At 35.4% G+C, this 25,348-nt stretch carries 46 protein-coding genes; 6 read left to right on the plus strand and 40 right to left on the minus strand.

Annotation, left to right across the window (positions count from 1 at the left end):
• Nucleotide 1: 1 nt before the first annotated feature.
• From F5ESL0230_RS04495 to F5ESL0230_RS04620, 28 genes are all read right to left on the minus strand, one after another.
• Nucleotides 2–205, minus strand: a complete 204-nt coding sequence (locus F5ESL0230_RS04495; RefSeq protein ID WP_233551644.1) for a DUF1056 family protein — start codon at nucleotides 203–205, stop codon at nucleotides 2–4.
• Entirely contained in the window at nucleotides 186–2,072 is a 1,887-nt protein-coding gene (locus tag F5ESL0230_RS04500; RefSeq protein WP_122021764.1) for a terminase large subunit, read from the minus strand. Before F5ESL0230_RS04500 ends, F5ESL0230_RS04495 begins: the two co-directional genes overlap by 20 nt.
• Nucleotides 2,062–2,199 carry a hypothetical protein gene (locus tag F5ESL0230_RS08400; RefSeq protein ID WP_158593059.1) on the minus strand — a complete coding sequence of 46 codons (138 nt, stop codon included), beginning with the start codon at nucleotides 2,197–2,199 and terminating at the stop codon, nucleotides 2,062–2,064. The genes F5ESL0230_RS04500 and F5ESL0230_RS08400 overlap by 11 nt, the downstream gene beginning before the upstream one ends.
• The gene (locus F5ESL0230_RS04505) at nucleotides 2,196–2,651 is read right to left on the minus strand and encodes a phage terminase small subunit P27 family (RefSeq protein WP_122021765.1); all 456 of its coding nucleotides are present in this window, start codon (nucleotides 2,649–2,651) and stop codon (nucleotides 2,196–2,198) included. Before F5ESL0230_RS04505 ends, F5ESL0230_RS08400 begins: the two co-directional genes overlap by 4 nt.
• Before the next feature lie 106 nt (nucleotides 2,652–2,757).
• Nucleotides 2,758–3,294 (minus strand): HNH endonuclease, encoded by a 537-nt coding sequence (locus tag F5ESL0230_RS04510; RefSeq protein WP_122021766.1) that lies wholly within the window; start codon nucleotides 3,292–3,294, stop codon nucleotides 2,758–2,760.
• On the minus strand, nucleotides 3,281–3,442 hold the full coding sequence (locus F5ESL0230_RS08405; protein WP_158593060.1) for a hypothetical protein: 162 nt from the start codon (nucleotides 3,440–3,442) through the stop codon (nucleotides 3,281–3,283). Before F5ESL0230_RS08405 ends, F5ESL0230_RS04510 begins: the two co-directional genes overlap by 14 nt.
• 2 nt (nucleotides 3,443–3,444) lie before the next feature.
• On the minus strand, nucleotides 3,445–3,768 hold the full coding sequence (locus F5ESL0230_RS04515) for a hypothetical protein (RefSeq protein WP_147440868.1): 324 nt from the start codon (nucleotides 3,766–3,768) through the stop codon (nucleotides 3,445–3,447).
• Complete coding sequence (locus F5ESL0230_RS04520) at nucleotides 3,737–4,447, minus strand: site-specific DNA-methyltransferase (protein WP_122021768.1); 711 nt, start codon at nucleotides 4,445–4,447, stop codon at nucleotides 3,737–3,739. The genes F5ESL0230_RS04515 and F5ESL0230_RS04520 overlap by 32 nt, the downstream gene beginning before the upstream one ends.
• A 575-nt stretch (nucleotides 4,448–5,022) precedes the next feature.
• Entirely contained in the window at nucleotides 5,023–5,496 is a 474-nt protein-coding gene (locus tag F5ESL0230_RS04525; protein ID WP_122021769.1) for an ArpU family phage packaging/lysis transcriptional regulator, read from the minus strand.
• An 11-nt stretch (nucleotides 5,497–5,507) separates the two neighbouring features.
• Complete coding sequence (locus F5ESL0230_RS04530) at nucleotides 5,508–6,002, minus strand: hypothetical protein (protein ID WP_122021770.1); 495 nt, start codon at nucleotides 6,000–6,002, stop codon at nucleotides 5,508–5,510.
• A gap of 135 nt (nucleotides 6,003–6,137) precedes the next feature.
• Nucleotides 6,138–6,479 (minus strand): VRR-NUC domain-containing protein, encoded by a 342-nt coding sequence (locus F5ESL0230_RS04535; protein WP_122021771.1) that lies wholly within the window; start codon nucleotides 6,477–6,479, stop codon nucleotides 6,138–6,140.
• Nucleotides 6,480–6,484: 5 nt separating this feature from the next.
• The gene (locus tag F5ESL0230_RS04540) at nucleotides 6,485–6,694 is read right to left on the minus strand and encodes a hypothetical protein (protein WP_158593061.1); all 210 of its coding nucleotides are present in this window, start codon (nucleotides 6,692–6,694) and stop codon (nucleotides 6,485–6,487) included.
• Nucleotides 6,695–6,698: 4 nt separating this feature from the next.
• Nucleotides 6,699–7,169: a hypothetical protein gene (locus tag F5ESL0230_RS04545; protein ID WP_122021773.1), complete on the minus strand. Its 471-nt coding sequence runs from the start codon at nucleotides 7,167–7,169 to the stop codon at nucleotides 6,699–6,701.
• Complete coding sequence (locus F5ESL0230_RS04550) at nucleotides 7,162–7,428, minus strand: hypothetical protein (protein WP_090093997.1); 267 nt, start codon at nucleotides 7,426–7,428, stop codon at nucleotides 7,162–7,164. Before F5ESL0230_RS04550 ends, F5ESL0230_RS04545 begins: the two co-directional genes overlap by 8 nt.
• On the minus strand, nucleotides 7,429–7,608 hold the full coding sequence (locus F5ESL0230_RS04555) for a hypothetical protein (RefSeq protein ID WP_122021774.1): 180 nt from the start codon (nucleotides 7,606–7,608) through the stop codon (nucleotides 7,429–7,431). It abuts the gene before it with no gap.
• Nucleotides 7,605–7,886 carry a hypothetical protein gene (locus tag F5ESL0230_RS04560; protein WP_122021775.1) on the minus strand — a complete coding sequence of 94 codons (282 nt, stop codon included), beginning with the start codon at nucleotides 7,884–7,886 and terminating at the stop codon, nucleotides 7,605–7,607. The genes F5ESL0230_RS04555 and F5ESL0230_RS04560 overlap by 4 nt, the downstream gene beginning before the upstream one ends.
• Nucleotides 7,887–8,012: 126 nt before the next feature.
• Nucleotides 8,013–8,204: a hypothetical protein gene (locus F5ESL0230_RS04565; protein ID WP_122021776.1), complete on the minus strand. Its 192-nt coding sequence runs from the start codon at nucleotides 8,202–8,204 to the stop codon at nucleotides 8,013–8,015.
• 13 nt (nucleotides 8,205–8,217) lie between these two features.
• Nucleotides 8,218–8,970 (minus strand): site-specific DNA-methyltransferase, encoded by a 753-nt coding sequence (locus F5ESL0230_RS04570; RefSeq protein ID WP_233551645.1) that lies wholly within the window; start codon nucleotides 8,968–8,970, stop codon nucleotides 8,218–8,220.
• 2 nt (nucleotides 8,971–8,972) lie between these two features.
• Nucleotides 8,973–9,152: a hypothetical protein gene (locus F5ESL0230_RS04575; protein ID WP_158593062.1), complete on the minus strand. Its 180-nt coding sequence runs from the start codon at nucleotides 9,150–9,152 to the stop codon at nucleotides 8,973–8,975.
• An 860-nt stretch (nucleotides 9,153–10,012) separates the two neighbouring features.
• On the minus strand, nucleotides 10,013–11,305 hold the full coding sequence (locus tag F5ESL0230_RS04580; protein ID WP_122021778.1) for a VapE domain-containing protein: 1,293 nt from the start codon (nucleotides 11,303–11,305) through the stop codon (nucleotides 10,013–10,015).
• Nucleotides 11,298–12,092, minus strand: a complete 795-nt coding sequence (locus tag F5ESL0230_RS04585; protein ID WP_122021779.1) for a bifunctional DNA primase/polymerase — start codon at nucleotides 12,090–12,092, stop codon at nucleotides 11,298–11,300. The genes F5ESL0230_RS04580 and F5ESL0230_RS04585 overlap by 8 nt, the downstream gene beginning before the upstream one ends.
• A gap of 5 nt (nucleotides 12,093–12,097) precedes the next feature.
• The gene (locus tag F5ESL0230_RS04590; RefSeq protein WP_122021780.1) at nucleotides 12,098–12,667 is read right to left on the minus strand and encodes a single-stranded DNA-binding protein; all 570 of its coding nucleotides are present in this window, start codon (nucleotides 12,665–12,667) and stop codon (nucleotides 12,098–12,100) included.
• A gap of 2 nt (nucleotides 12,668–12,669) precedes the next feature.
• Nucleotides 12,670–13,401 carry an AAA family ATPase gene (locus tag F5ESL0230_RS04595; protein WP_122021781.1) on the minus strand — a complete coding sequence of 244 codons (732 nt, stop codon included), beginning with the start codon at nucleotides 13,399–13,401 and terminating at the stop codon, nucleotides 12,670–12,672.
• Complete coding sequence (locus F5ESL0230_RS04600) at nucleotides 13,398–14,783, minus strand: DEAD/DEAH box helicase (RefSeq protein ID WP_122021782.1); 1,386 nt, start codon at nucleotides 14,781–14,783, stop codon at nucleotides 13,398–13,400. The genes F5ESL0230_RS04595 and F5ESL0230_RS04600 overlap by 4 nt, the downstream gene beginning before the upstream one ends.
• Nucleotides 14,784–15,341, minus strand: coding sequence for a helix-turn-helix transcriptional regulator (locus F5ESL0230_RS04605; RefSeq protein ID WP_122021783.1), 558 nt, complete (start codon nucleotides 15,339–15,341; stop codon nucleotides 14,784–14,786).
• 10 nt (nucleotides 15,342–15,351) lie between these two features.
• Nucleotides 15,352–15,831 (minus strand): siphovirus Gp157 family protein, encoded by a 480-nt coding sequence (locus tag F5ESL0230_RS04610; protein ID WP_122021784.1) that lies wholly within the window; start codon nucleotides 15,829–15,831, stop codon nucleotides 15,352–15,354.
• A gap of 25 nt (nucleotides 15,832–15,856) precedes the next feature.
• Nucleotides 15,857–16,039, minus strand: coding sequence for a hypothetical protein (locus F5ESL0230_RS04615; protein WP_122021785.1), 183 nt, complete (start codon nucleotides 16,037–16,039; stop codon nucleotides 15,857–15,859).
• A gap of 1 nt (nucleotide 16,040) precedes the next feature.
• Nucleotides 16,041–16,271, minus strand: coding sequence for a hypothetical protein (locus F5ESL0230_RS04620; protein ID WP_122021786.1), 231 nt, complete (start codon nucleotides 16,269–16,271; stop codon nucleotides 16,041–16,043).
• Nucleotides 16,272–16,323: 52 nt separating this feature from the next.
• Between F5ESL0230_RS04620 and F5ESL0230_RS04625 the strand changes: the two genes are divergently transcribed.
• The gene (locus F5ESL0230_RS04625) at nucleotides 16,324–16,536 is read left to right on the plus strand and encodes a YozE family protein (protein WP_122021787.1); all 213 of its coding nucleotides are present in this window, start codon (nucleotides 16,324–16,326) and stop codon (nucleotides 16,534–16,536) included.
• Between the two features lie 133 nt (nucleotides 16,537–16,669).
• Here F5ESL0230_RS04625 and F5ESL0230_RS08640 read toward each other — a convergent pair whose 3' ends face one another.
• From F5ESL0230_RS08640 to F5ESL0230_RS04635, 3 genes are all read right to left on the minus strand, one after another.
• Complete coding sequence (locus F5ESL0230_RS08640) at nucleotides 16,670–16,801, minus strand: hypothetical protein (protein WP_255409273.1); 132 nt, start codon at nucleotides 16,799–16,801, stop codon at nucleotides 16,670–16,672.
• Nucleotides 16,802–16,822: 21 nt separating this feature from the next.
• A complete protein-coding gene (locus F5ESL0230_RS04630; protein WP_122021788.1) occupies nucleotides 16,823–17,020 on the minus strand; it encodes a hypothetical protein in 198 nt (65 codons plus the stop codon).
• A 114-nt stretch (nucleotides 17,021–17,134) separates the two neighbouring features.
• Nucleotides 17,135–17,344, minus strand: coding sequence for a transcriptional regulator (locus F5ESL0230_RS04635; RefSeq protein WP_122021789.1), 210 nt, complete (start codon nucleotides 17,342–17,344; stop codon nucleotides 17,135–17,137).
• A 270-nt stretch (nucleotides 17,345–17,614) separates the two neighbouring features.
• Here F5ESL0230_RS04635 and F5ESL0230_RS04640 point away from each other — a divergent pair, with 270 nt between their 5' ends.
• The 3 genes from F5ESL0230_RS04640 to F5ESL0230_RS04650 are packed head-to-tail and all read left to right on the plus strand — an operon-like array spanning nucleotide 17,615 to nucleotide 19,007.
• Nucleotides 17,615–18,007 (plus strand): helix-turn-helix domain-containing protein, encoded by a 393-nt coding sequence (locus tag F5ESL0230_RS04640; RefSeq protein ID WP_122021790.1) that lies wholly within the window; start codon nucleotides 17,615–17,617, stop codon nucleotides 18,005–18,007.
• Nucleotides 17,994–18,398, plus strand: a complete 405-nt coding sequence (locus F5ESL0230_RS04645; protein WP_122021791.1) for an ImmA/IrrE family metallo-endopeptidase — start codon at nucleotides 17,994–17,996, stop codon at nucleotides 18,396–18,398. The genes F5ESL0230_RS04640 and F5ESL0230_RS04645 overlap by 14 nt, the downstream gene beginning before the upstream one ends.
• Before the next feature lie 57 nt (nucleotides 18,399–18,455).
• On the plus strand, nucleotides 18,456–19,007 hold the full coding sequence (locus tag F5ESL0230_RS04650) for an SLAP domain-containing protein (RefSeq protein ID WP_122021792.1): 552 nt from the start codon (nucleotides 18,456–18,458) through the stop codon (nucleotides 19,005–19,007).
• 43 nt (nucleotides 19,008–19,050) lie between these two features.
• Here the strand turns inward: F5ESL0230_RS04650 and F5ESL0230_RS04655 are convergent, their stop codons facing one another.
• Nucleotides 19,051–19,806: a hypothetical protein gene (locus F5ESL0230_RS04655; protein WP_122021793.1), complete on the minus strand. Its 756-nt coding sequence runs from the start codon at nucleotides 19,804–19,806 to the stop codon at nucleotides 19,051–19,053.
• A 2-nt stretch (nucleotides 19,807–19,808) separates the two neighbouring features.
• Entirely contained in the window at nucleotides 19,809–20,144 is a 336-nt protein-coding gene (locus F5ESL0230_RS04660) for a hypothetical protein (RefSeq protein WP_122021794.1), read from the minus strand.
• Between the two features lie 632 nt (nucleotides 20,145–20,776).
• Between F5ESL0230_RS04660 and F5ESL0230_RS04665 the strand changes: the two genes are divergently transcribed.
• A complete protein-coding gene (locus F5ESL0230_RS04665; protein WP_122021795.1) occupies nucleotides 20,777–21,583 on the plus strand; it encodes a ParA family protein in 807 nt (268 codons plus the stop codon).
• Entirely contained in the window at nucleotides 21,583–21,885 is a 303-nt protein-coding gene (locus tag F5ESL0230_RS04670; RefSeq protein WP_122021796.1) for a DUF5388 domain-containing protein, read from the plus strand. The genes F5ESL0230_RS04665 and F5ESL0230_RS04670 overlap by 1 nt, the downstream gene beginning before the upstream one ends.
• Before the next feature lie 598 nt (nucleotides 21,886–22,483).
• On the opposite strand, the gene F5ESL0230_RS04675 is transcribed toward F5ESL0230_RS04670, so the two are convergent.
• The 7 genes from F5ESL0230_RS04675 to F5ESL0230_RS04700 all read right to left on the minus strand — a co-directional run bounded on the left by F5ESL0230_RS04675 (nucleotide 22,484) and on the right by F5ESL0230_RS04700 (nucleotide 25,337).
• Nucleotides 22,484–22,786 carry a hypothetical protein gene (locus F5ESL0230_RS04675; RefSeq protein WP_122021797.1) on the minus strand — a complete coding sequence of 101 codons (303 nt, stop codon included), beginning with the start codon at nucleotides 22,784–22,786 and terminating at the stop codon, nucleotides 22,484–22,486.
• Between the two features lie 180 nt (nucleotides 22,787–22,966).
• On the minus strand, nucleotides 22,967–23,164 hold the full coding sequence (locus F5ESL0230_RS04680; protein WP_122021798.1) for a hypothetical protein: 198 nt from the start codon (nucleotides 23,162–23,164) through the stop codon (nucleotides 22,967–22,969).
• A gap of 66 nt (nucleotides 23,165–23,230) precedes the next feature.
• Nucleotides 23,231–23,401 (minus strand): hypothetical protein, encoded by a 171-nt coding sequence (locus tag F5ESL0230_RS08490; protein WP_199692498.1) that lies wholly within the window; start codon nucleotides 23,399–23,401, stop codon nucleotides 23,231–23,233.
• 66 nt (nucleotides 23,402–23,467) lie between these two features.
• Complete coding sequence (locus F5ESL0230_RS04685; RefSeq protein WP_122021742.1) at nucleotides 23,468–23,647, minus strand: hypothetical protein; 180 nt, start codon at nucleotides 23,645–23,647, stop codon at nucleotides 23,468–23,470.
• A gap of 308 nt (nucleotides 23,648–23,955) precedes the next feature.
• Nucleotides 23,956–24,660: an N-acetylmuramoyl-L-alanine amidase gene (locus tag F5ESL0230_RS04690; RefSeq protein ID WP_122021799.1), complete on the minus strand. Its 705-nt coding sequence runs from the start codon at nucleotides 24,658–24,660 to the stop codon at nucleotides 23,956–23,958.
• 120 nt (nucleotides 24,661–24,780) lie between these two features.
• Nucleotides 24,781–25,080: a YjcQ family protein gene (locus F5ESL0230_RS04695; protein ID WP_233551646.1), complete on the minus strand. Its 300-nt coding sequence runs from the start codon at nucleotides 25,078–25,080 to the stop codon at nucleotides 24,781–24,783.
• A gap of 47 nt (nucleotides 25,081–25,127) precedes the next feature.
• Nucleotides 25,128–25,337 carry a hypothetical protein gene (locus F5ESL0230_RS04700; RefSeq protein ID WP_118897872.1) on the minus strand — a complete coding sequence of 70 codons (210 nt, stop codon included), beginning with the start codon at nucleotides 25,335–25,337 and terminating at the stop codon, nucleotides 25,128–25,130.
• Nucleotides 25,338–25,348: the final 11 nt, after the last annotated feature.

Consider the following 25,348-nt stretch of genomic DNA (forward strand, 5'->3'; position numbering starts at 1 on the left):
ATTAATCACCTCCCTTCTTGTCCTGAGGTAGGTAATCGATAATAAAGCCGGTTACTAGTAATAAAATACCCAACACTACAAAACCGAGTGCCGAGTTAAACATAAAAGCACCGTATGCAATAGCACCAAACCCTAAAATAAATAATAATAAATCTATAAGTTGCCAAAGCAATTTGAAAAGTGTCTTAATCAGTATCGTAATCACCCCCTAACAGTCCAGATTCAGGATTTTCAAACCATGCTAATACTTGCTCTTGCGTCATACGCTCTACTTCAGTAGATTTGTCGTTAATCAACCCGTACTCTTCAAAATGGTCCATTGCTTTGTACATTGCGTCAATCAATGCGTCAACCACATCTATTTTTAACGTAGCTTTATCCTTATCGACCTGAATACCGATTTTATCTTCTTTAACAGAAGCATTTAGCAGAGCTTTTTCCATGATTGGGTCGTTAAAGCGCGTTATTTTTCCCGTAGCAAAACACTCCTGCAAAAACTTAGTAGGATTAGCCAGTTCACTTGTTCTTTGCGCTATATCTTGAATAAACCACCCTGTATTAGCATTTAAACTCTCTGTAATGTTTTTTACCTGATAGCTACCAAAACGGTCATATCCGAAAAATATCGGCTTTAGACGGTGTATTTCTACATAATCCAGTAACCATCTATATACTTGTTCTGGATTGATAATACCCTTTGCATGTGCGGTAATCGTGCAATATTCTGGCAACTCATGATAAGCAATTCCGTCTTGCTTTTCTTTTGCCTCAAGCGAGCCAGCCTGTTGCCACGGTATAAAACTATGTTGGGCTAAGTGCCAGCGTGGTTTACCGTCTTCATCTTGATAAGGAAAAACGAAGCCAATCGCTGTGTTATCCGAAAACATAGAGTAATCCAATCCAATATAAACGTCCCGTCCATCAATACTAAAGTTGTCATCAACCGCATCTTCTACATCTTTTAATTTTAAGTAGCTGGTGGTGGACTGCTTGAGCCACAAATTTAAATTTTTGTTTTCAAAATCAGATATATTGCCGGTTAGCAGGTCATTGTCGCGCTTGTCTTTTAAGCCTGACATCAAATTGTCTTTTTGGTCTGCCAAATCTAGTAATGGATTGGATTTTATCCAAGTTTCTGGTTTGTAAGTTTCTTCTAAATCGTCTTGCGACCATATCAGTCCTAAATAGGAATCTGCTTCACGCTTAAAGTCTTGCTCCATTGCTTCCATAATCATTTTTTCATCTTCATGAAATGGTACAGTGGGGTCTGGATAGGCAGTTGAAATCTGAACAAATTGGTGGTTTTTGACTTTTACTTGACCAGAAATGATTTTTGAAATCCGTTCGCGAGTTTTAATTTCGCCAATTTCATCAAAAATCGCTGTCCGGAAGTGATAAGAGTCGTACTGTCCTGCTTCATGCGAAATTGCACGCAAAATATTGTTGGTTTTCTTCTCAATGATTTGCTCTGATTGAAGTTCAAGCCCAGCCTCTTCGGCTAAAGACTTAAACGGCTCAATATCTATGATTTTGCGTAGCATCGACTTGATATAGCCAAAGATTTTCATTGTCTGTTTATAGTTAATTGAAGCAACCAGATAATCTTGATTTTCTAAGCTTAGCGACTCTATCAAGTAACTATAAGCAACTAATATAGCCATAAGGTAAGTTTTACCTTGACCACGCGCTACACTGACAATTACCCGTGTAAACCGCTTATCGTTATCTTTATCGCGCCAGCCAATCATCAAACAAAAAATAAATTTTTGCCAAGCCATTAATTTTGTCGGCTCCCCAGTGTCCACATTGGGAGAGATTGAAGCGAATTTAAGCAGCTTATTAGCTTCTTTTATATCGTAATGGTACGGGAAATCTTTTGTATCTTGTCTTTGTAAATCGCGTAAATGACGAAAACAAGCGAGCTTAATCATATAGCCCGCTTGTATTTTTTTGTCTAGAACATCAAAGGCGTAGGTAGTGCCTGGATCACGATATTCATCTCTAATAGCTGACCACTCAATTGATTGATAAGCGCCATCCACATCATGAGTTTGTGTTAAATCAATCTTCATCATTGCCTACCTTAAAGATAGTTTTTAACAGCTTAATTTCAGCTTTAGAAAAACGAAAATTATAGTTAGCATATTTACTCATGTCTAAATACCATTTACCATGGCCGTTTTTAAAATAAAACATCATTTAAAAAACTCCTTAAGTTGGGCAGCGGTTGAACGCTTATTATTATCTTCTTCCGGAGCTTTTAAATTAATTAACTCATTCCTTGATTTAGGACTTAGTCCTAATTCTTTGCCAATCATATTAATTTTGTTAAGTGCATCAGACATCATCTGTACTGACGGATTTTTAGCATATCCCGTAAAATCACGAGCTACAATTGTGCCGTCAAGAGGATTTAAAGCTGTTTTAAATTTCTTTTGCTGTAAACCGTCTTTCTTAACGCTTTTATATGCCTCTCTGAACACATCATAAGCACTGCAATACTGTGCAATCAAAAATTGGTCCGCTTTAATTATACTTTTATTCTGATTGAAATAAGGAATAAGATATTGCCACATCTCTTTACCATATTTGCCTAAATATTCCGGTGGGCTTTTAGGCAACTTTGCCCGAGTTAAATCATCTTTTGCCATAGATAACCCCCCCTATCAAAAAGTTTTAAAAAAATAGTGGTGTCAAGAAAGCGGACACCACTTGTTGCGGCTCCCCGCCTAACAATATATGGCGGGGGGACAAAAATTATTTTATCGTTTTTACTTTTTCACTTAACTCAGCAATCAATTTTAAATTTATTAGCGGTGGATTGCCTGTAGGTGTGTTGCCATAGCCAGTTCCATAATACTGTTCCTCAAAGCGAGTTTTCCAATAGTGACAATTTTTGCAACACGTCACTAAATTTTTTAAATCACGCATTTTTTCTGGGAACCTTTCGACCGGCAAAACATGGTCAACAATGTTTCCCTCTCGAATCACACCACGTGCTTTGCAATACTGACACAAGTGATAGTCACGGTTTAGTATTATCTGCCTAAAGTCTTTCCATTGCTTAGAGTGATAGAACTTATTTTGTTCAGCCTTAATTGGATTGCGATAGCGTGTTATGTGATTGTACTTCCATTGTTGTTTCTTTGATTGTCTTGTCGGAAACTTATGCGCGTATTTTTCACGTTCTTGTTGGTATTCTATTTCATGTGAAATATGATTCGAACAATAATGATTTGGCACGAACGCCGGAGCTTTGCAACCATGCACACGACACTTTCTAATTCTTGGCATCTTCCAGCACTTCCACGGTTGCTTTTAAAACAGCTCTGATAACAATTAAAATCCACTTCAAAATCTCTGTTAGCCCCCACAAATTTAGCATTGCTCCCGTGATTGGCCAGATGTTACTGCTTAAATTATTCCATAAATTGTTAAACATGATTATCTCCTTTTGTACCAGTAAGTTTTAACATCATATTTGTCATAGGCACTAATAATCTTTTGCAATACGATTTCAATTAGTTTGTCTAGATTATCCCATTTACCTATTGCATAAATTTCTTTATCCCTATTAGACACAATTTTACCCAAACATGCGAGATTGTAGTCTGTATATCCATCATCTGTAACCTTGCAATTATTTCCATCTGCATAGCCTATTACATAGAGTTCCATCGAATCACTGAATGGATCTAATGCGTCAATTGCTACTTTCCACGTGTTCTTCTTGATTCTAGTCATTGCATACTGCATTTTGTGCCTCATTAATTCTATTTTTTGCTATTTCAAAATATTCCTCGTCTAACTCCATACCAATAAAATCTCTGCCTGTTTCTACACATGCAACACCTGTTGAACCCGAACCCATAGTATTATCAAGAACAACGCCACCGTTATTAGTATATGTTTTAATTAAATATTTTAATAAAGCAACAGGTTTCTGTGTTGGGTGCATACCCTTACGACTTATGCTTTTAAAATCAATTACATCAATGGGATATCTATCTCCTGATGATTTACTGCCTTTATATTTTTTAGCTGATTTAGCGCTGATTTTATAGTTAGTACTAGTTGTTGGATTATTTTTTATACAGTATGGTTTAAAACCTAATCGCATTTGAGGATTGTATATTGGCAAATGTTTATAAAAAATAGAAATGTTTTCATGTTTTCTTAAAGGCATTTTATGAGATTGAAGAAAGCCAACTGCTTTTGATTTAACCCATATCCAATCATAGCGATACATTTTTTCATTACTCATTCTCAATTTACTGCTAAAAGGCTCTTGACCAAACAAGGCTATACAACCGTTATCCTTAATTATCCGATTATACTGAGACCACAACTTATCAAAAGGAATTACAGTGTCCCAAGCATTATCTGTGATACCGTACGGTAAATCAGCCAAAATCATATCAATAGATTTATTTTCAATATCTTTCATTAACTCAAGGCAATTGCCTTGTTCCAACTTAATTATAAAAATTCACCCCATTAAAAAAGACAGCTTAAAGCTGTCTTTTATTTTTTATTAACATAAAACAAAAACCTCATATCATTGCCATAATACAAGATACAAGGCTCTGTTAGTTCGACACCTACTCCTCGGGCCCTTCGAACTTGATCCTTAAGTGGAGTGTCAGGATTCGAACCTGAAGTCATTGACAGATAGCTACAAACATACAGTTTCTGCAATTAATCCACTACACTCCATAATGCAATACGTTCTGGGTATACGTATTGCTATCACACAATCAGGAATCGAACCCAATTATGTTTACTACCGAAGTCCGCTCGCCAAGTGCTAACTCTCAAAAACACTTTATGGGTCGTCGCAGACTATTGCGGTAGCAGGACTCGAACCTACTTACAACCATTACCGCAACTCCGAAAGGAGGTATTTTAAACCTAAAAAAGCCAGTGTCGAAAGGCTATTCCCTTAATCTTTCGACAATACCATAATACAACGTATTATCTCTGCTCAACCTATGATAATCCTATGCAAAACCTATGATGATTCTATGATTTTAAAAAAACTCGTAAATCGTCAATTGAAGCACTATCTTTTTTTCGCCAGTAATCAAGACGTTCAGCGAACTCAACACACGCATTATTTTTTAATTGATAATAACGAGCCGATTGATAACCTAATCTTTCTGCGATTTTTGTATCTGGCATCTTTTTTATAAAAAACAAATATAAGATTATTCCGCTTGAATAATTGCAACTGCTAAGAGCATGATTAACCGCTCTTACGCAAGCTTGAGCGTCGAGATTAACAACTATGCGTTCATCTTGATGATTGCGTCCATCATGTCCGCCAACGTTATTAGGGTCAAGAGTTGGGCTTGATATGTCGCTTAGGTGTTTGTTGGCCAGATTAAGATAATGACCAAAGTCTTCTGTAAAAAAATTTTTAACTGCTTGTGCTGTTTTTGCTTTATCTAACTTCGCTTTCTTAAACAAAACTGATTGCTCAACTCCAATCATCATCCATTACCGACCTATTCTTTAATAAAAATTTTCGTATTATTCTTAGGAACCATATATCTACCACCTTGGGGTATGTCGCACCAATGAGTGCGTTTAGTTATAAGATTAATATGTTTCCGCATTCGTTTATAAACCTCATTAGAATGATTGCTTTGTGAAATACCAAAATATTGTAAATTAGTTGTAGCCGCTAAATAAATTTCAGTTTGATTTTCTGGTTTAACAACATACTTAAAAACAGGTCTAGTATGATAACCATATAGCACTGCTATTCTGCGACAAGCGCTAGGATTGTGACCAACTTTTGCGCTAATTTCGCGATAGTTATAGCCAAGCTTTATCAACCTAATTATTTCTTTATCATAATCATGTTTTACAAATTTCTGAGCTACACCCATCTCTTTATGCAATTTAACCATTAAGGGTTTGTCATCAGGTATGACAAGCGTTCCATATTTATCTTCTATTTCATGTATTAAATCCCAAACTTTTTGCGGTAATCTCATGCTTTATCACTTCCCTTTTAAAGCCCTACCACTTTAATTTGTGTATTTAACAAATTTTCATGAATTTTAATTTTACCCGTATAACCATTTAATTTTTCAACTATCACTTCGTTTTTTTGACAATATTCACAGATTTTAGTATCCATATCCGACTAACCCTTCTTTCACGATTTTTAGCGCGTCATCTGCGCTCCTAGCTATACCGTGCACAATTTTTCGTTTTTGTAACATATTATGAAATCTGATTTGTTCTGGTCGCGGCTTACCTGTTGCCGACTTTACTTCGATAAAAAATATTTGATTATCAATCCACCGAAAGCCAACTAAATCAGGAAAACCTTTAGGTAAGCCTGTATCAAACCAGCGACCGTCTTTCATCAGAACTTTACCCACGTTCGCGCGAAAAACTGTACACTGATTGGCTGATAAATTTAATTGAATTTGTTTTTGGATTTCGTGTTCCGATTTGATTCCCATAGCATTTATATATCTAAAATTTCGGTTAAAATAATTGGTATGCCAAGAAAAAAGTCAAAAAGAACAAAAGCGACACTAACATCTTGAACATCCGATTTACTCATTGGATAGCCAATAATTCTGAATGTGTTAACTATTATAGCTAGTAATACCAGGGTCAAAATAGCTAAAGAAAACACAGAAACGGCAATCACGATTAATTTATGTTGTTTCATAAAATCACCCATCAACAGGCACCTTCTTGCAATCTTCTAAGTGAAATTTCTTAATTTCTGCTTCGGTAAATTCACAGCTGTTATCCAAGCCGTTAAGTTGGTCATATACTCCCTGAACCGATTGCGCACCTAATACATCACTGTCAAACCACTTGTGATAGAAAGTTTTATGTGCGTGCGGCACTTTCACGTACCACATTTTCTTTGACACAGGCTTGCTATATCTGTCCCAAAATTTTTCCATTGCTTCCTTATCTGGAGCTCCATACCAGTGCAAAATTGTGCTTGCATATCGTTCTAAATTTTCATTAGTAGCTAATTTTATAAATTCCTGCTTTGTCATAGGAATCGGTTCAGCTCCCGCATATACTCCTGTACTATCATAGCCTCCATCTAAAACTTTTTTATCACGCCAGTTTTTTGTTATATAGAGGCATCTTCCGTTATGCTTAATAACTCTTTTTTCTTCAGTCATTTTTACCACCTAGAATTAATTTGATTTCGTCAGAACTATATATACGATTAAATGGATATTCCCATAAATATTCTGTCAACTCAGAGCTAGTAAATTTACACTGCTTGATTACACCTCTAACTAGATCAACTAGAGCATATGTACCGTCTAGATTGTCAGCAATCATTAAGTACTCTGCACGTTTTCCGATTAATCGATTAGTCCTAATTATTGAACCCTGTTTAATTTTAGAGTTATCTTTAGTTATAATTTTCATCATTTACCACCCCCAGCTAGTCCACCACATATACTTTTCAAGTAACCCAGCTAATAATGCTAAAACAGTAAACGCTACAAAGAATGCCAAACCTAATTTTTCGTTATCTAGGTAAAAACACACGAACGCTGTTATACATGCAATTGCTCCCAACAAGCCGATTAAAATTATTAATAATTTCATTGGTTACCCCCGCATTCACTAACTTTTTTGTCTTTTATTCGCTCTTTTAAAATCCGAACGCATTTAGCATATGTTTTTTTGTTAACATAATACGTTTGCTTAAAAGGCTTAGGAGAATCGTCAAAAATACCACTTTTATTGGGCACGTGTCTAAAATTAATTACATATTGTCCGTTAGAATGAATTTCTCCACTACTCAAATTTTCGATAAGTTCTTCATAATCGCGTTCCTTTTTAATATCAGTAAATCTAATTGCTTTTTTAGTTATTTCTTTCATTTTTAGCTCCCTCCGTATCTGCGAATTTCTCGTTTTCATCCAACGGATAGTTGTCGGGCACGTGCCCTCGAAACACGTATTCTCCGTTTTTGTTTTTACGATATAGTTTTTTAACATGCGTCATAGTTATTTAATCCTTTTAAAACCAATGCTGATAGTTAACTCTTCTGAATTTTTATTGGAAGTTTTATTAAATAACAATTCACTTAAAGTTAAATCCTTATCATTTGCAATGCCAGATATAGCTTGTAGCTGCATAATTACAGCTGCTAATTCAGGGTACTTTGTATCAATTAAAAATTTTTCTTCTTTTTTCATTGCTAGTCCTCCTTTAAAATAGTGGCACTTCGGCATGCTTTAGCATTTTTTTCGCGGCTTTTTGATACATTTTTTTATCTATTTCAAAACCGTAAGCGTCACGATTCAGCTCAATAGCTGCTCTTAAAGTTGACCCACTCCCAGCTACAGGATCAATCACCACATCACCAGGGTCAGTAAAGATTTCAATTAAATGCCTCAAAACTGGTATTGGCTTCTGCGTGGGCGCTATTTTGGGATAGCTACTATCAATGTCCCATCTGAACCAGTTTTTTATCATACGACCACCGTTGTTAAATTTCGGCAGTTTATCTCGATATAGGACTAGAGCATACTCAGTAGCGCCAACAATTTTCATGTTTACTTTTAAAACTTGCGCAGATGTTGGCTTGATAAAAACTAAAGGAATATAGTGATTAAAGCCATATTTTTTACCGTACTCGATAACCATCTCCAACTGCTGAAAAGCACAAAAAACAATCATTGCCGGTGCCTTACCTGTCCCCTTAGGCTCCTTAACCAGCATGTGTGAACAGAAATGCATAAATTCTGCAACTCTAAAATCTACGTCAGTGTTAAAGAAGTTTGAGTTAGCCTTATCACTTTCGCCATTTTTGATTTCACCATTTTTGTACCACTCACGGCTACTAGCATAAGCATCATTAGCGATATTGTAGGGTATGTCTGCTATAACTAGTTGTGCTTTAGGAAGCTGATATCTTTTGTAGTTTTGAAAATGGTCATTAAACAGTTTCATTTTTACCATTGCTAGTCCCCCTTTAAGTCCTGCACTTTCATTACATCAACATCTACATCATTTAAAGTTAAAAAGCCTTCGACTAAATAGCCTTCAACGCACGAGTAAGAACAAAAACATGTTGTTTCATCAAAAACGGCGCCTTTCATAACCCAAACATCGTCATTCTCACTTAATTCTCTGTCGCACAATTCACATCTTATTTTTTTCATTATTTTTCTCTTTCCGGTTACACTAGGTGACAGTTAACCGTCACCTGTTTTTAACTTACTCTCCCAAGGCTTTATGACTATATTTTTCAAAGGTGACAGTAAAATTGAAAAAAAACTTTTAAAAGCTATCGATAGGCTTATTTATATAAATAAAAAGTTTTATTAAAATATACTGTCTTACTGTCACCTAACCATAATTCAACTTACTCTTCCAAGGCTTTAGATAGGTGACAGTAACCGTCTCCTATCTGTCACCTACTGTCACTTTTTAAATCCCCTAACCGTCTTACCATCTATTTTTTTACGGGCACTCGTATCATATCCGAGGTGTTCCATGTAGTAATTACGGTAAAATTACAGTAACTGTAATGTGCTTTACCGTTACTCTCTCAAGGAATTAGATACCATAATTTTAGAAATTACAGTAAAAATTGAAAAAACTTTTAAAAGCTATTAATAGGCTTATTTATATAAATAAAAAGTTTATATAAATAATAGTGTAATAGTGTAATTTATATTTATAACTCTTAGAGTGACAAGGGTTTGCAAGATTACAGTAACCGTAATTTTACTGTAATTATTGTTTAATAGATGACGCTTCAATGACAGTTACTGTCATTGCCCTCCTCCTTACTCTTTCATAGGTTTGAGGCTCCTAAAATTGCTAATGACAGTAAAATCGAAAAAAACTTTTAAAAGCTATTAATAGACTTATTTATATAAATAAAAAGTTTTATTAAAATATACTGTCTTACTGTCATTAGTACCTCTCGTCCTTACTCTACCAGCGCTTTTCGAAATGACAGTAACCGTCATTAACTGTCATTATCCGTCATCATTTATTTTGAAAAGCCACGTATTGTCACTCCGTTAATTGTTCTTCTTGCACTTGTATTAAATCCTAAATGCTCCATGTAATACCGTACGTTTTTAGTTTGTTTATTGTTACGCGACAGTGCGTTGTAGTCTTGAAACAAAGCAAAGGCCAAATCACGGTTTGGAATAAATTCTTGATTTTTAAATTTATTTTCTAAAATATCCATTAAGTCATCTTCTAACCCAGTCGTATATCTGAACTGCTCACGATTAGCTTTTAGTAACTCCTCTTGTCTGGGCGTAAACAAAAACGGGTCTTTGGCATTTTTATAGAGCCACACCGCTTCGCCCCACACCTGCTCCACCACCTCTGGAGATAGTTCAGTTATCGGACTTTTTGTTTGTTGTTCAGGGTGCGCATAGATTGATAGAAAACGCCGGTCGCCTGAACGGTCTTTTAAGTGACGAACTTCATTAGTTGTCCGCGTTATGATAAATTTTTTCTGGAATTTAATTGGCTTATGTGCATACGGTTTACGATATTCAAAGTCTTGCATTGTGATAAATTTTTTAATTTCTTCAAAACTAGCATCATTACTCGCAGTCATTTCATCATCATTGACGATAAGCGCGTTTTTCATGACTTCAAAATCGTCTTTTTTAGTAAAGCTATTAAATTGGTCGGTATATAGTCCCATTGGAGCAATATTTTTTAAGCACGTTGTTTTACCAACACCTTGGCCACCGACTAAATCGGTAACATAATCTACCTTAACTGCTGGGTCATAAGCCTTTGCTACTACCGCCATATAAAATATCCGTGTAATTAACACATTAGTTTCATTATTATCCGCGCCCAGATATTCAACAAAAAATTTATCCAAACGGCGTTTTTTATCCCAGTGCTTATAAGCGTTATCCATATACTCCACCACGGGGTTATATGGATTCATGTAGGCAACATTATCAACGGCTTGCTCTATAATCATATTTTTAAAAGACGCGTGACCATAAGCCTCTTGGCTTTCGATATATAATTCGATTGAATTAGTAACTTGGTCGGTGTATCGACCTTTAGTAATCGCTACCTTACCAATGTCCGGCAGCGCAATTTCAACCGATTTGACTACATCAACTTCGCCGGTAAACTTATTTAAGCGAAACAAACCTTTTAGATTGGGGTCACGGAGAAGAATCATGACTACGTTTTTAACGCTGGCCGTTTTAACCGCGCCATTAGTTTGCTTGTCGAGGTTGATTGTGGTATTGCGCAATTTATTCGCATTTTTCTCATCAATATGAATAATGTCACTCATCAATCCCCCTCCTTCGTATTTCTTTTTCAATCATAGAGTTAACTGTTCGTTCGACCTCAGTGAGTGGTAAGCTGTCCACCGTGTTTGTGTTGGCTATGATAGCCAGCTTAGCAACGGCATCTGGGTCGACTCCACGATATAGTAGACCACCCACAAAACTAGCCAACGTTTTATTTCTTTGGCCATCATCACCCAAGCCGTTTACTATCTTTTCAAACAAACCTGTTGTTTGCGTTTTTGTTGAAATTTTATAGCTTAAAATCTTCCGCTTTTCGGGCTTCGCTTTTTCTTTTATCAAATCCAGCAAGCCTTGCGGCGCTGGTCTAATCGGTTTGTGGTTGAGCCATTTATAAGATTTATCGCCTATACGGCTAGGTGCAACAACTACGTAGTTATTTTCGTGTGCTTTCAAATCCACTCCGGGCAGGAAACCGATATTTTGTGATATATTTTCATCTTTAGGTTTTTGGAAAAAGAAATGAAAACCGTTGTGTGCTGTGCGTTCAGTTAAGGTATTTTTAAACCATTCATCATGTTTTAAAGCTCGGATTGCGTCCATACCATCTACCTCACCATGTCGGTCAACATCAATCACAAAAAACTGGTCGGTTTTAAGAGCGATATTAGCTAGTGGATAGCGTTGCCAAGTTTGTTTGATTTCATCAATTGTCATTGCAGGTCGGTTAGCAAACTTAACTAAAGGTCGCTTATTGGCGCCAATTGGAATTACACCAAAACCGTGATTAGCGTAGCTAATTGCGTAATTTACTAAATTTTCTAGTGCCATAATATTTAGAATGGAAGATCATCATCTGAAACTTCTGTTGTGTTCCCAGTGCCATTAAACGGATCTTTTGCATCTGCAACCTTAGGCTGTTCGTGTTTTTCAAATTTGTAGTTTCGGAATGGATATTGTGGGTTCTTTTTATTTGGCGTAGTTGCAATCGTTACTTTTAAAAGTCTGCCTAAAGCGCCTTGAAGTTTGTCAGCGATTGCATCATAGGCTTCGGTTTCTATATCAAAATCAAAGCAACTGTTTGGAATCGGATTGTCTACTGCTTCACCCAAAATTTGAATTTTCGAAATAGTGCGGGCAATAAAATCGGGAGAAATCGGGGTACCATCGTTTTTAGTCTGTCTTAATGATGGGAAGTAAGACTCACGACGACCCTCATATTCGCCTTCTACTACACTAAAACTAATTATCAAAAAATCGTGGTCATTTTTAACACTGTGTGAAGCACCATCAAGTGTCATCAGATAATTGCCATCTGGGATTCGTTCGTTGGGGTTAAATTCCTTGCCATCTTTAGGGTCAAAACCGTTTTTCTTTAGTTCATTAACTGCATCTATTAAACTCATAGTTATTTATTCTCCTTTTTAAAAATTCCGTTGCATGTTTGTAAAAGTTGTAGAACCCGCTTATCAGTTATATTTTTTGGGTCGTATTGGGTTCTTAAACCCTTAACTTCTCTGAAATAAGTGGCGTTTGTACCATCACCAACTTTTTTAGTGCGAATCTCAATATCGCAGTTACCGTTGACGATGTTGTAGTATTTCGTTTTAAGTGAAGGGTGGTAAGTAGTCGCCCCAGTGTTTTCATCAGTAATCGCTATTTCGCGCGAAATATAGATGATGTTCATCGGCAGCGCTTTTAAATCCATGACCATTTGCTGAAGCGCGGCATTAAATAGTGCGTAGCCTTTGCCATAGCCGATATCACCTAGCGACTTCACTTTGTTTTCCCAACAGATAGCCTGCTCCAACATGACAACAATATCGTCAATTACATCAACTACTAATGTTTTAAATTGTTCTTCTGGTTTTCTCTGCTCATTTTCGTTTTGCAAAGCTAGAACAATATCGTCGATTTGATTAGTGACCAGTTGCTTAGGCCGGCCATTTTTATCTCTTAAATTTCTGATTTGAAATGCCGGTGCAGTTCCTTGCTCGCTGTTTCCGTCCGTATTTAGGATTAACGGGTTGGGAAAGTAGCTTGCAAAGTAACTTTTACCAGACATGGGAGCGCCCCAGATAAAAAAGTTATGGGGTTGAGATTTCGGAGCCAGTTGCTCCGCTTTGGGTAAAATAATCACTTTTTAAAATATCCTCTCTGTTTTAATTGAAAGTAAACCCAGCCTGGCTTATAGCCATGAAGGTTTGCATAAGCTTTAAATTCGGCTGGCGACTTTAACTCACTTACTTTCTTTGTTGCAACTTTTTTTAATAAGTCGTTATGTACAATTTCTTTAATTAATTTTTGACGTTTTTTAGCCTCAACTAAATCAACATCTGCCACTTGTTTGTCTTCGTGAACCTTGATTGGTTCTCCGCATAAAGGGCATTTACCATTTTTAACTTCGGCTACCTTTACCACGGCGAAACAATAATCGCAGGTGATAATTGCAGTTCCTTGGTTGCTCGTTGCTGTCGTGTCACCTTTTACACCACTTACGATTGCTTGTCGCCAGTCGCGGTCGTCATCTGGATAGCCAAATCTTTGCACGTTGTTAGCGTGGTCGATAATGATTGCCGTCTTGCCTTTTCGCGGGTTTAAGCACCGCATCGAAAACTGGAGGTATAAAGCAAGAGACGTGGTAGGTCTGGCCATAATTACGCAGTCGACGTTTGGCAGGTCAACACCTTCAGTAAATAAATTGACGTTGACAAGTATTTTTAATTGTTGTTTGCGAAAATCGTTAACAGTGCTATCGCGCTCGGCGTCAGAAGTTTTACCATCAACTTCTTTAGCGCTAATGCCTGCCCGATTAAACTCATCGGCAATCTTTTTAGCTGAGTCGATTGAGTAGGTATAAACCACTGCTTGCTTATCTGGCGCTATCCGCTGATACTGCTTAACGATGTGACCATAAATTTTAGAACTCATAGCGTCATCAATTGACTGTGTCGTATAGTCACCAGTTGAACTCCTTTTTAGCAGCTTGCTATTAAAATCGTTTGGAGGTTGGAAATATCTGAACGGTGCTAAAAAGCCTTTGTCAGTTAGCTCCCTAATTGATTGACCGATGATAATATCATCAGCAATCTGGTCTAGTTGTTGTTTACCAGTTCGCCGCGGTGTTGCTGTAAAAAATAAAATGTAAGCATTCTTAAACTTATTTAGTATTTTTTGATAACTTTTCGCTAAAGCGTGGTGACCTTCGTCAATCAAAATTAGCTGAGGTTCGGGCAGTTTATCGACTCGTCGGCAAAGCGTCTGTACTAGTCCCATAGTTGCCAGTTCAGGATTAACTCCCTGCGATTTGAATGTTGCAATGGCTTGGTCTAAAACTTCTTTGCGGTGGATAATGAACATCACGCGATTATTTTTAAGTGTTGTCCGTCTAGCAATTTCAGCCATAACCACCGTCTTTCCTGTCCTCGGCGGCGACTGCACAATAATGTGGTGGTGCCCAGTCTGCATTGATTTAGTAATTCGCTTGATTAAGTCATTCTGATATGGTCTTAATTCGTACATTTATAAATTATCGTAAAAATTCAGCAATTCATTCGCTATATTAATATCTCGCTTTTTATTGGAGCCATTAGCATGCTTCATATTTTTATTTATGAAAGAGTTTTTTTCTTTATTAGTTAAGCTCATCAATTCTATAGTTTTGTTAACTACAGCCTTAAATTGGTCATAAGGATTAATATTTAGTTCTTGGTGGATTAGTAGAATTAAACAGTTCAAAGCTAAACACTTTTTAGTTTCCCTATCATAATCCGCAAATTCACCTTGATTAAATGAATCTAATGCACTATCGGTGCAATTAATCAGTAGCATGGTTTGTAGAATTTTTTGTATTTTGTTTATATCAATTTCGCCTTTTATGTAACTGATGGGTACCTTGAAATAATCAGCTAAGTTTTCCCACATAGCTTCAGTCGGGGTATTTATACCGTTTTCCCACCTAGACCATGTGGGGAAGGTAATGGTTTTCTTTTCCTTATCACGTAAAAAACAATTTAAATCTAAGCATAGCTTGCTTTGTGATAAGCCTTTTTGCTCCCGCAGTTCTTTTAACCTATTCATCTTTTCCTCCCTAGTTAATAATTGTCTTACGATTAGGCTCTAGGTAAGCACCAGGTACAGACAGACCATTTTTTAAGTCAGTGTAAAGTTTTACCTTATTGATTGAAATAACTTCCTTTTTAACGCGGTATTCTGTCGGTATTTTTTGCTCATCAGAAATGATTGTTTTTTGCCGATAATTACGTGGTTTTAAAATATAATGCTTAGTTTGTACCTGCTTGACACCTGCATTATCGATAACTTCAGTCATATACTTAAGTAAATTATCTTTCTGTTTTTCATAATGACGTTTCTGTTCCGTTAACTGCTTAATTTTATTGGTCAAAAAATCGATATCAGCTGTATCCCGCTCAATTAAACCAGCTAGTCCATCAAGTTTTTCGTCTCTAGTTAACTCCAAAGTATCCAGTGTATCTTTCAAAGCTTGCGGATCAATATCATCTCTATCCACTATCTGCTTAATGGAATCGTTAATTTCAAATAAATTCATAATTCAGCATCTCACTTCCATACTCTTAAAATGGCTCCGCATATCGAGCTAAAAAAATCAGTGGTATAATCGTAACTGTTATAATCAGTAGCAAAACCACGATTGAACCTTTTTTTGAAATTGGTGTCTCGCCATAGCTGCCAAAATCAAAATATTTGTTTAAAAAAATAGTCCATTTGTTGATTGATTTTTGTAAAAATACAAGCATTTTACTCCCCCTTTGCAATAGCATCGAAGTACTCATCAAACCATTCTTGCTGGTCAGATAAATCTAACGCCAGCTTTGCAACGCTTTTCCAGATGTGCGCAGCTGAGTAGCTCACGCCATCAACGATTTCTGTTTCTAAATTTTCTGCCGAATCAATTAAATTTCTAATTTGTGTAATATCTGCGGACATTTTATTGTCACGTTTATCGAATTCTTTGTCTGTTAAATTCATTAATTGTCCTTTCTTCTTTTGTTATAATCGTCTCTAGAAAGGAGGCGATTATATGACTTTTTATGAATGGCTTTTAACCATTACTGATAGAGATAATCCTATTGGCGATTTTGCTCGTGACGCCCAATCTGATAGTAAATTCCCACAAGAAGCTAATAGTTGGGAAGAACTTAATGATTATTTAGAAAACCACACTCATGCGGTTAACCGTGCTATTGAAGCTGGGCATGATGCTTTTGTGGAATATAAACAGTCTCAGTGTTAATTTGCTTGCTGTTATATTTAGAAATCAAATCGTAATGACTATACTTGCCAACATTAATTTTTTTAAAATAATTTCTATTAGTTAGTTCCTGAAGTAATTCTTCAGAACTAGCTTTTTTAATATCAGTCATTCCTTACACTCCATATAAGTTTTTTTGTTTTTTACCGTCTATTGGCGAAATGTAAATATTTTCGGTGTGCTTCTTGTCTTCAGCTTGAAGTACACTTTTTATTTCTTCTGGTGAACCTTTTAAAATGAATTCCATTGTTATTGCTCCTTTTTATAGCTAAATAGACGAAATTATAAATGACTTGCCATTTAGCCAAACATAAATCTTTTTGCCATTTGATTTATCCATTAATGCTGATAGTTCTTCTTTTGATAAGAAGATTACCATTGACAAATCATTGGCGTTACCCGTTACAATTGGTACATTTTCTCCACATCTATTTTTGTAATAATAGATGTAATCTATTGAGGACATTGCATTCTCCCTTTAATACTTCCATCAGACTTAATACAAGTCTTTATTCCATTAATAGTTAGCACCGCGTGTTTGTGTGGTGCTTTTTATTTTTGTCCTGCATTAGCAATCCTTTTACTCCATTCCTAAAATTCGATAAATTTTTTTTCGAATTTTAACATCACGCGGTGTTGTTCCTCCTCGAATAGCATAACTGACTAGCGATTTGCGTATATTTAACAAATCTGCCAAGCTGACATTTGAATACCCTTGTCGGTCCATTTCAAACTTTATATCTTTATAGATACGATTTTTAGCATCAAGCAAAGCTTTTTCCGCTGACATCTTCAACCTCCTTTTGTTACGTAAAGCGATACGTATTTTTATCAATATTTTTATGAAACCCGTTGACTTTTATTAGCGAAAACGCTAATATGTAAACATAGTCGCAATTATTAAGCATGTATCTCCCCAGACATTTGCTACTTTTTTTGCGTTACGTAATTTCATAAGTAATTCAATTGACAAATATATTATTACGCGTTTTCACTAATAAGTCAAATATTTTTAGTGTTTTCGCTAATATTTTTTGTCAAGGATAGAAGAGGCCTTGATATGACTGCATTTGATAGAATAAAAAAATTAGCTAAAGAACAGCATTTGACTTTAGCTAAAATAAATGAAAAAGCTGGTATAGGGACAAACTCTATATATAGATGGAAAACTCAAGTTCCTACTAGTGAAAATTTACAAAAAGTTGCCAAAGTCTTACATACTTCAACCGACTATCTGCTGGGCAATACCAATGACCCATCACAGGTGTCACAAAAATCCGACGAAGATGAAGACCTAACTTGGCAAGATTTTGGTATGGCTTACGGTGGTCGCATACCAGACGATTTACGAAAATTGTACACCGCAATGGCAGAACAATACGTTAAAGACCATCCTGAAGCACTTAAAGAGTCTTTTGAGGAAGAAGATGATGATTTAGATGACCTCTTATGAAGATGTGATGATGTGGTTAGCTGATTATTGCGAAAAGCATAAAATTGAAATCAATTATTTGAGTGACATGAGTCCTACAGATAAACCTCAGTCTTTTCGGTATCCCAAAATTATATTTTTGAACGATAAGTGGTTTAATATAAATGAAAAACCATTTATATTTGCACATGAAATAGGTCACACACTGTGTGCCAGAGAAGACTTGGTTAAAAAAAGCGATACTTATAGTAAAAAATCTAAAAATGAGTATTTTGCTAACCGTTTTGCTATTCGATTGCTTCAAAAATACTGCGAAGAAAACGACATTGTGTTTAATTCGGTCTATGACTTTGCAAATGCTTTTGGCATTCCGAGCAAGTACTGGTATTTGTTAGAGAAAGTCTGTTCTTAACAAGATTGTCCATAGAGCCAGTGACATAAAACCTATGGCATAAAGGAGGTTTTAAACATGAAATTAAAAAAAGTAATGGCAGCAGGAGTGGCTTCACTAACACTACTAGCCACCAGCGTAAATGTGGTTAGCGCTCATTCTGTAGGCACATTAATTGTACTAGACGCTAATATGCCAGCGTATAATACTAAAGGCCAAAAAATCAAAAAAGTACGTCCTTTTGCTAAAGGCAATCTTTATGAGATTCTTGGCGCCAAAAAAATAAAAGGAAAAAAATTTTATCGACTTACAAAAAAGAAGTATATAATTGCGGACGACTCTAAACTGATAGATGACCGTACTATTCCTACTGAAAAACCAATCGAAAAGCCTTGGGAATCCAGACATTTGGTTGATACCGACAAAGGAGGATTAGTAACTCAAATTAAAAAAGCTTTAGCATTAGAAGGCGAAGATAGACTTGAAGCTGAGCAAGAGATTGCCGCTCAAATGAACATGAATCCTAAATCCGTCACTTCAGCAACGCAAAAAGGATTTGAAGACCGATTAAGAAGCTATATTAATTCGATGGACTCTGCCAAAAACTGGATTGAGAACGGCGGTAAATAATTTGAATTGTAGCTTTTAAGAACCCTGATTTATGGGTTCTTTTTTATACCTGTGGTTGAGTATCCCCAAACGTTTGTGCTTCAAAGTCAGCAAACCATTGTTGGATACTATCCATATCGGCAGTACAATTTTCAGCCACATGCTTAGACCAGTCTGTAGCTTTTTCAATATGCTTTTTAAATGGTTGATAGTGGGACTTAGTAGATTGACGCTGTTTATATTGCTGGTAATATCTCTTATTCGATTTGGTTGGTTGATGTTGTTGTTCAGTCTGATTGCTATTTACAGTTTGAGATTCAGATTGTGATTGATTTGAATTGAATTTATAGACTGTAGTAATTTTTGTGTTACTCTCTGGTAATCTTTGGTTATTGCTTGGAACTGTGAGTCCCTTTCCATTGGGACTGTCAGTCCCTTTGCTTTGGAACTGTGAGTCCTCTTGGCAGGAACTGGTAGTCCCTTCGGCATCTAATTCAGATTCTCCTAGCATTTCAGCTAATTTTTTGTAATCAACACGATACCACTTAGTTCTGTCAATTCTCATTTTGTTGAAGTTGTCAGCAACTAATAAACCCATTTTTACCAGTGATTTTAAGTATCTTTGTACAGTTTTAACGCTAAGCCAATCGAATTGTTCCTGCCAGTCTTTGGCCGTGTTATAAACCCAACTATAGCCTTCTCTAATATTGACGTTTTTGTCTGTCCAGTAGCTAATTTGGCTAACCATGATAGCTTTATCAACACCAATTTTTCTTGCAAGTCTGTGGTCAAATCCTCTGTTTAATTCTAATGTTGTCATGGTTACGCCTCCTTACTACCTTTAATTAGTTCATCAATTTTTTCATAGTCAACTCTGTACCATTTAGTTTTGTCATACTTAGTCTTGTTAAAATTGCCTGTAATTAGTAAACCTTGCTTCTCTAATTCTGAAAAAGCTCGTTTTAACGTGCTAAGAGCTACCCAGCTAATTTTTTTATGCCAATCTTTTAAACTTTTACATACCCACTTTTTACTATCATGAGTGTTTGTCGATTTAGTTGTTTCTTCATCAACCAATTGAATGATAATCGCTTCCGTCATACCTAACTTGTTTACGATTTTTTCATCTGCTACAATTTTTCTGCCGTAATTAATCATGTTTATATCTCCTATAAAAAATTAATAAATAAAAAGAACTAAGTAACACCGTGCCTAGTCTACTTAGTTCTCTTACTTAATTTTTATAGTTTGCTACTTGATAAAAGCTACAAAAAAGTATAAAATACTATACATAAGTTAAAGAGAACTTAAGTATGTAGATATTAGGCTTAAGTTAAAAGGTTGACTAACTCTAACCGCCAAGTAAGAGTTAATTCAACAAAGTAACATGTGGTGTTACTAATATGAATCAGGTAAGGCTTTAAAAGGTCTTGCTTTTTTCATATCTTCTTTTTTATTCAGTTTTCAATGCTATTTCTAGTCTGCTAATTTCAGCGGAACTGAAATAGCTTTTTTATATTACTGATTTTAACGTCTTCCAAAGTAAAAAGCAAGCCTTAATTATTCATGTAGTATTTACTACAAGTGTTAAAAGCTACAAGTATTATTGTATGCAATATTACAATACTACAATAATACATGTAGTTTTTACCATGCTGATTAACCCAACATACAAAAGTATTTTTCAAAATAATTCTGTTGTATAGTTGCATTATTGTATGCTATACTACAAGTAGTAAATGCTACATGTATAAATTACTACATTATAATCAATTAAGGAGGCTCATAAAATGACCCAAATTATTACATTTGGTAACTTTAAAGGAGGGGTAGGCAAAACTACCAATGCTGTTCAAGTTGCCTATGAACTATCTAAACGTAATGCTAAAACTTTACTCGTAGATTTAGACCCACAAGCTAATGCGACAAATATCCTGCTAAAAACTAAAGCGAATATAGACAATGAGTTAGCACATTTTGAATCTTCTCTAATGGTAGCTGTTCAAAATGAAAATTTAGAATCTTCCATAATTACAGTTAAGGATAATCTTGATTTAATGGGTTCAGCACCCGATTTTGCTCTTTTCCCTAGGCACATGGAAAAAATGTTCCCTAATAGTTATATAGACCGTGTTAAATACTTAAGTACTTTATTAGCACCATTATCTAAAAAGTACGACTATGTAATCATTGATATACCACCAACGATATCTTTAATCACAGACGCTGCTTTATACGCATCTGACTGGTGCTTAGTAATCATGCAAACACAACAACAGTCTTTTGATGGGGCAACAGCATTTATTGAATACATTCAAGATGACATCATTAATAAATATGGGGCACCAAGGTTAGACGTTATTGGCATTTTAGCAGTTCTTATTCAAGCTGGAGCCCCAGTTGATGAGTCAACAATGATTAATGCCAAAAAATATTTTGGCGAAGACAACATTCTACCAACAGCTATACACAATATGCAGCGCTTAAAACGATATGGAATAACTGGCATTACTGATACGCAAAGACACGATAAAAAAGTTTTTGATGTTTATGCAAAGGTTACAGATGAAATTCTAGAAAGAATAGGAGATAAATAATGAGTTTAGTAAATAGCAATCGATCAGTCACTGATTTCAAGCCAAAAAAAATGATGACTATGGATGATTTAACGGAAGAAAAAGCAACTAAATCTGTCACATTTGACACTAGTATCCGTATAAGTAATCATTTAAAAAATAAGCTTCAAGCTATGATTGCTTTAGGGTATACATCTACTATAAAAGGTGCAATCGCTTTAACATTTGATGCTTACTATAACAATTTAAGTGATTCTGAAAAACGAGATTTAGATGTTCAGATAAAAACTTTTGAAAAACGAGACGCAAAGTTAAAAAAATGAAACATTATTTTTTATAGTGCATAAATTATATACAGTAGATTGTATACAGTAACACTATCATTATTAACTAGACCACTGGTAACTTTACATAATAGCCATTAAACGAAGTAGCTAAAAAACATGACTAAATCAAGACTGATAATTGCCACAAATAATAGTTTGTGAAATCCTCATGTTTCACGGATAAGAATCCCATTAATTCGGGGTTCTTTTTTTCGTCCAAAATAAAATTCACAAAGTATACCAATTTAATTTTTGACAAATAAAAAGCAGCTAAACCTAATAGGTCTAGCCGCTTTGCTAAATGTCTAATCCGTGGTATCATATCCATGAGATATGAAGTGATAGTGGAACGGAGCTATGAGATTAAACTTTTAGGCACTGCGTTCCGAGGTACATGGGCGTGTACCTCATAGCCAGTGCCGTTAACCAAAAGGATTGTCAAATAGAAAACTCCTTTTCGAATACTACGAGGTACATGATAAATCATGTACCATTTTTTATTATATCAAAAATGGTCAGCATCTGCATTTTAGTTAATTTTATACACAAAAAGCCACCCAGAAATTAATCTGAGTGTCTTTTTTTATGTTGTTATTTATATTTTTTGATAGTAATCAAATCCCACATTCATGATGGCCAGCTCGGTTAAATCCGTGTCTAACTTGTCCATATCAGATTGCGATCTAGAGCTTAAACCATTGTCATCAATAATTTTGTTTAGCACTTCTGAAACAGAATCCTCATTCGAATCAAAAATACCGTGATTATCGTAGATAACCATATCAGCGATTTTTGTTAAATCGTCGCTTTCGACTTTTGCAACTGTTCTGGAAAAAGCTCCTTTAGGACTATCTTCTAGCAATTCACCAATCATTATAACTGAGTTTTCATTTTTCATTTTTAAGTTCTCCTTTATCTTTTTTTCAACTTTATAATTATAGTATAGGCTTAAGTCTATAATTTGTCAAGACTTTTTTGCATAAAAATTCAAAAAAATGTATAATATTATTACTCCGAGTTTTGGATTTCAACTTTATAAAAAAAGACACCTAGCTTAATTTCTAGGTGTCTTTTTTGTTTAATCATTTAATTCATCAGTAATAGTTTCTTTTGTTTCTTGTAAGTCATCAAAGTAGCTTACGCCATCATCAATACTGTCTGGCCATAGAACCCAACAATTTTGTTCTTTATCGAACTCTAAAGTGCCGTACCTATCTTCGTCTACATATACATCAAATCTGTTTGTATCAACTTCGTTAAATTCTACTTTTTTCATTTTAAGTTCTCCTTTTTCTTTCTTTCAAACTTTATAATTATAGTATAGACTTAAGTCTATAATTTGTCAACTATTTTTTTCAACGGTTTTAATAAATTTACTTAAGTCATCCAAATCTTCGGGCGTTGCCATTTTGATAAAGCGTTTGGCTTGTGCTTTGGCATCAGTGTATAGCTTCTTTTCACGGTTGGCAGCACGCCATTTTTTGGTGGCTCTTTTTTGTGCTTCTGTTGTCACGCATTTTTCTCCTTTCAACTTTATAATTATAGTATAGACTTAAGTCTATAATTTGTCAACAGAAATTTATATTTTTTTCCGTTTTTCTGCAATTATTTTTTCTAATTCGTCTAAATCCTCGCTGGTAGCAAAGCGACGAATGAAACTCTTGGCTTGTGACCTGTAGACTAAATATTTTTTTCGGTCTTTATTCTTCTCGTCCCACTTTTTATTAGCACGTTTCTTTGCTTCACTTAAAGTCATAATAATTCACCAATTTCAAATAATATTATTCCAAGCAAGATAGCAAAAAGTGGAGCTTAGCTCCACATCTTTTGGTTATTTACAAAAGGCTTTAGCAATTTTTTCATTTGATTCTTGTTGAAGTCTTTTTTGCTTCTTTGACATCTATTTCTCACCCCCTTACATATTATATAACGCACTACATAACGTGTACTGTCAACTATTTTTTTAAAAAAAGCCACCCTAGTTTTACCTAGAGTGACTTCAAAAAGGAATTAAATCATGTGATAAAAATTTAATTCATATTCCATTCGTATATAAGTATACATCAACTATTTAGTTAATGCAATATTTAGCCCGCTAAAACCTTTGGTCAAATCCTTAGCAAACTTGGCTTTTGATATGCCAATTTTAGGCAAGTATTGCCAAGGGTCGGTATGGTCTGTATTACTGTAGCCATGTTGCACAAGCCAAGAGTGAGTTTTGATTCCACGATATGAGTTAGTGTCTAGAGCTAATGGTATGCCATACTTTTTAGCTGACCATCTGAGCCAGTTTACATAGTGTTTATACGCTTTTAAGGCTCGTCTGTGATTGCTAAACTCGCATAATTCAATTTGTACAGGAGCCAAACTATTAGCAGGACTACCAGCACCCCACGCTACATATCCAAGCTCTCCCACTTGATATATGCTTTTATCGTCAATTACAAAGTGCACGTAAGTCTGGCTAACATTGATGCCATTTTTCATGTTGCGGGAAATAGCCCAGGCTTCTCCATTTGGTGTAGCGGTTGAGTGAGCAATAATAAGTCTCGGTGTTGCCAGTTGTGAACTTCCTTTATTGTCACCAGTTTGCTTTTTGAGCGTCTTTAAATCCTTGTCACGCTCTGCAATTTGGCTCTGTAGCGACTGATTGGTCTTGCCCAGCTCATCTGTCTTAGCTTTCATTGCTTCGACATCAGCACCATGCAAGCTCATGACCTTGTCAATTTGTTCATCGATTAAAGCTAATTTTTTTAATTCTTCACGTCTCATCTTATTTCCTCTCTCGCAATATTTTACGTGGGGCGACCACTTTCAAGGTATAAAAAATAAGCCTTTTTTACGCCATACTCAGGGCAAAATAAAAAGCAGCTAATTTGGCTGCCTTAAATTTTATTTAATCAATGGAAGCCAATCTCTGACTTCTTTAAAAATTCTATATGCTTTCTGCATCATTGAGTTTTCTGCAAGATACTGCAATCCGTCACTTGTTATAACCGTACTTCTTCTATTTCCTAACAGTACGCCACCATCTAACACTGGTGAGAACGTAAGTCCTTTAATGTAGCTATCATCACTTAGCATCTGTAGCGTACGAATGAATTGTTGCTGAGATATATCAAAAGTATCAGCTTTCAATATATTAGGGTCTTCATCTTGACCATTTTCATAGCAATATTTTAGATAACTCAATATTTTATAAGCAATTGTAAAATAATCGTTGTTACTAATTACTCTACCTATGCTGGTTCTGCACTAACAATATCAGAAATGCCTATCTCATCTTCTAAAGTTCCGCCAATGAAAGTAAGCTCAGGCTCATCATCATCTTCATTTAAGATGTCCTCAACAAATATCGTTTTATGCTTACCATTCTTTAAAGTGAACTTCACATTCCTGCCATAGAAATGCTGATCAATTTCTTTAATCGTCATTTTTCGTGGGTTCATGATTTGCCCTC

The organism is Lactobacillus sp. ESL0230 (assembly GCF_003692805.1).
In the GTDB taxonomy this organism is placed as follows: domain Bacteria; phylum Bacillota; class Bacilli; order Lactobacillales; family Lactobacillaceae; genus Lactobacillus; species Lactobacillus bombicola.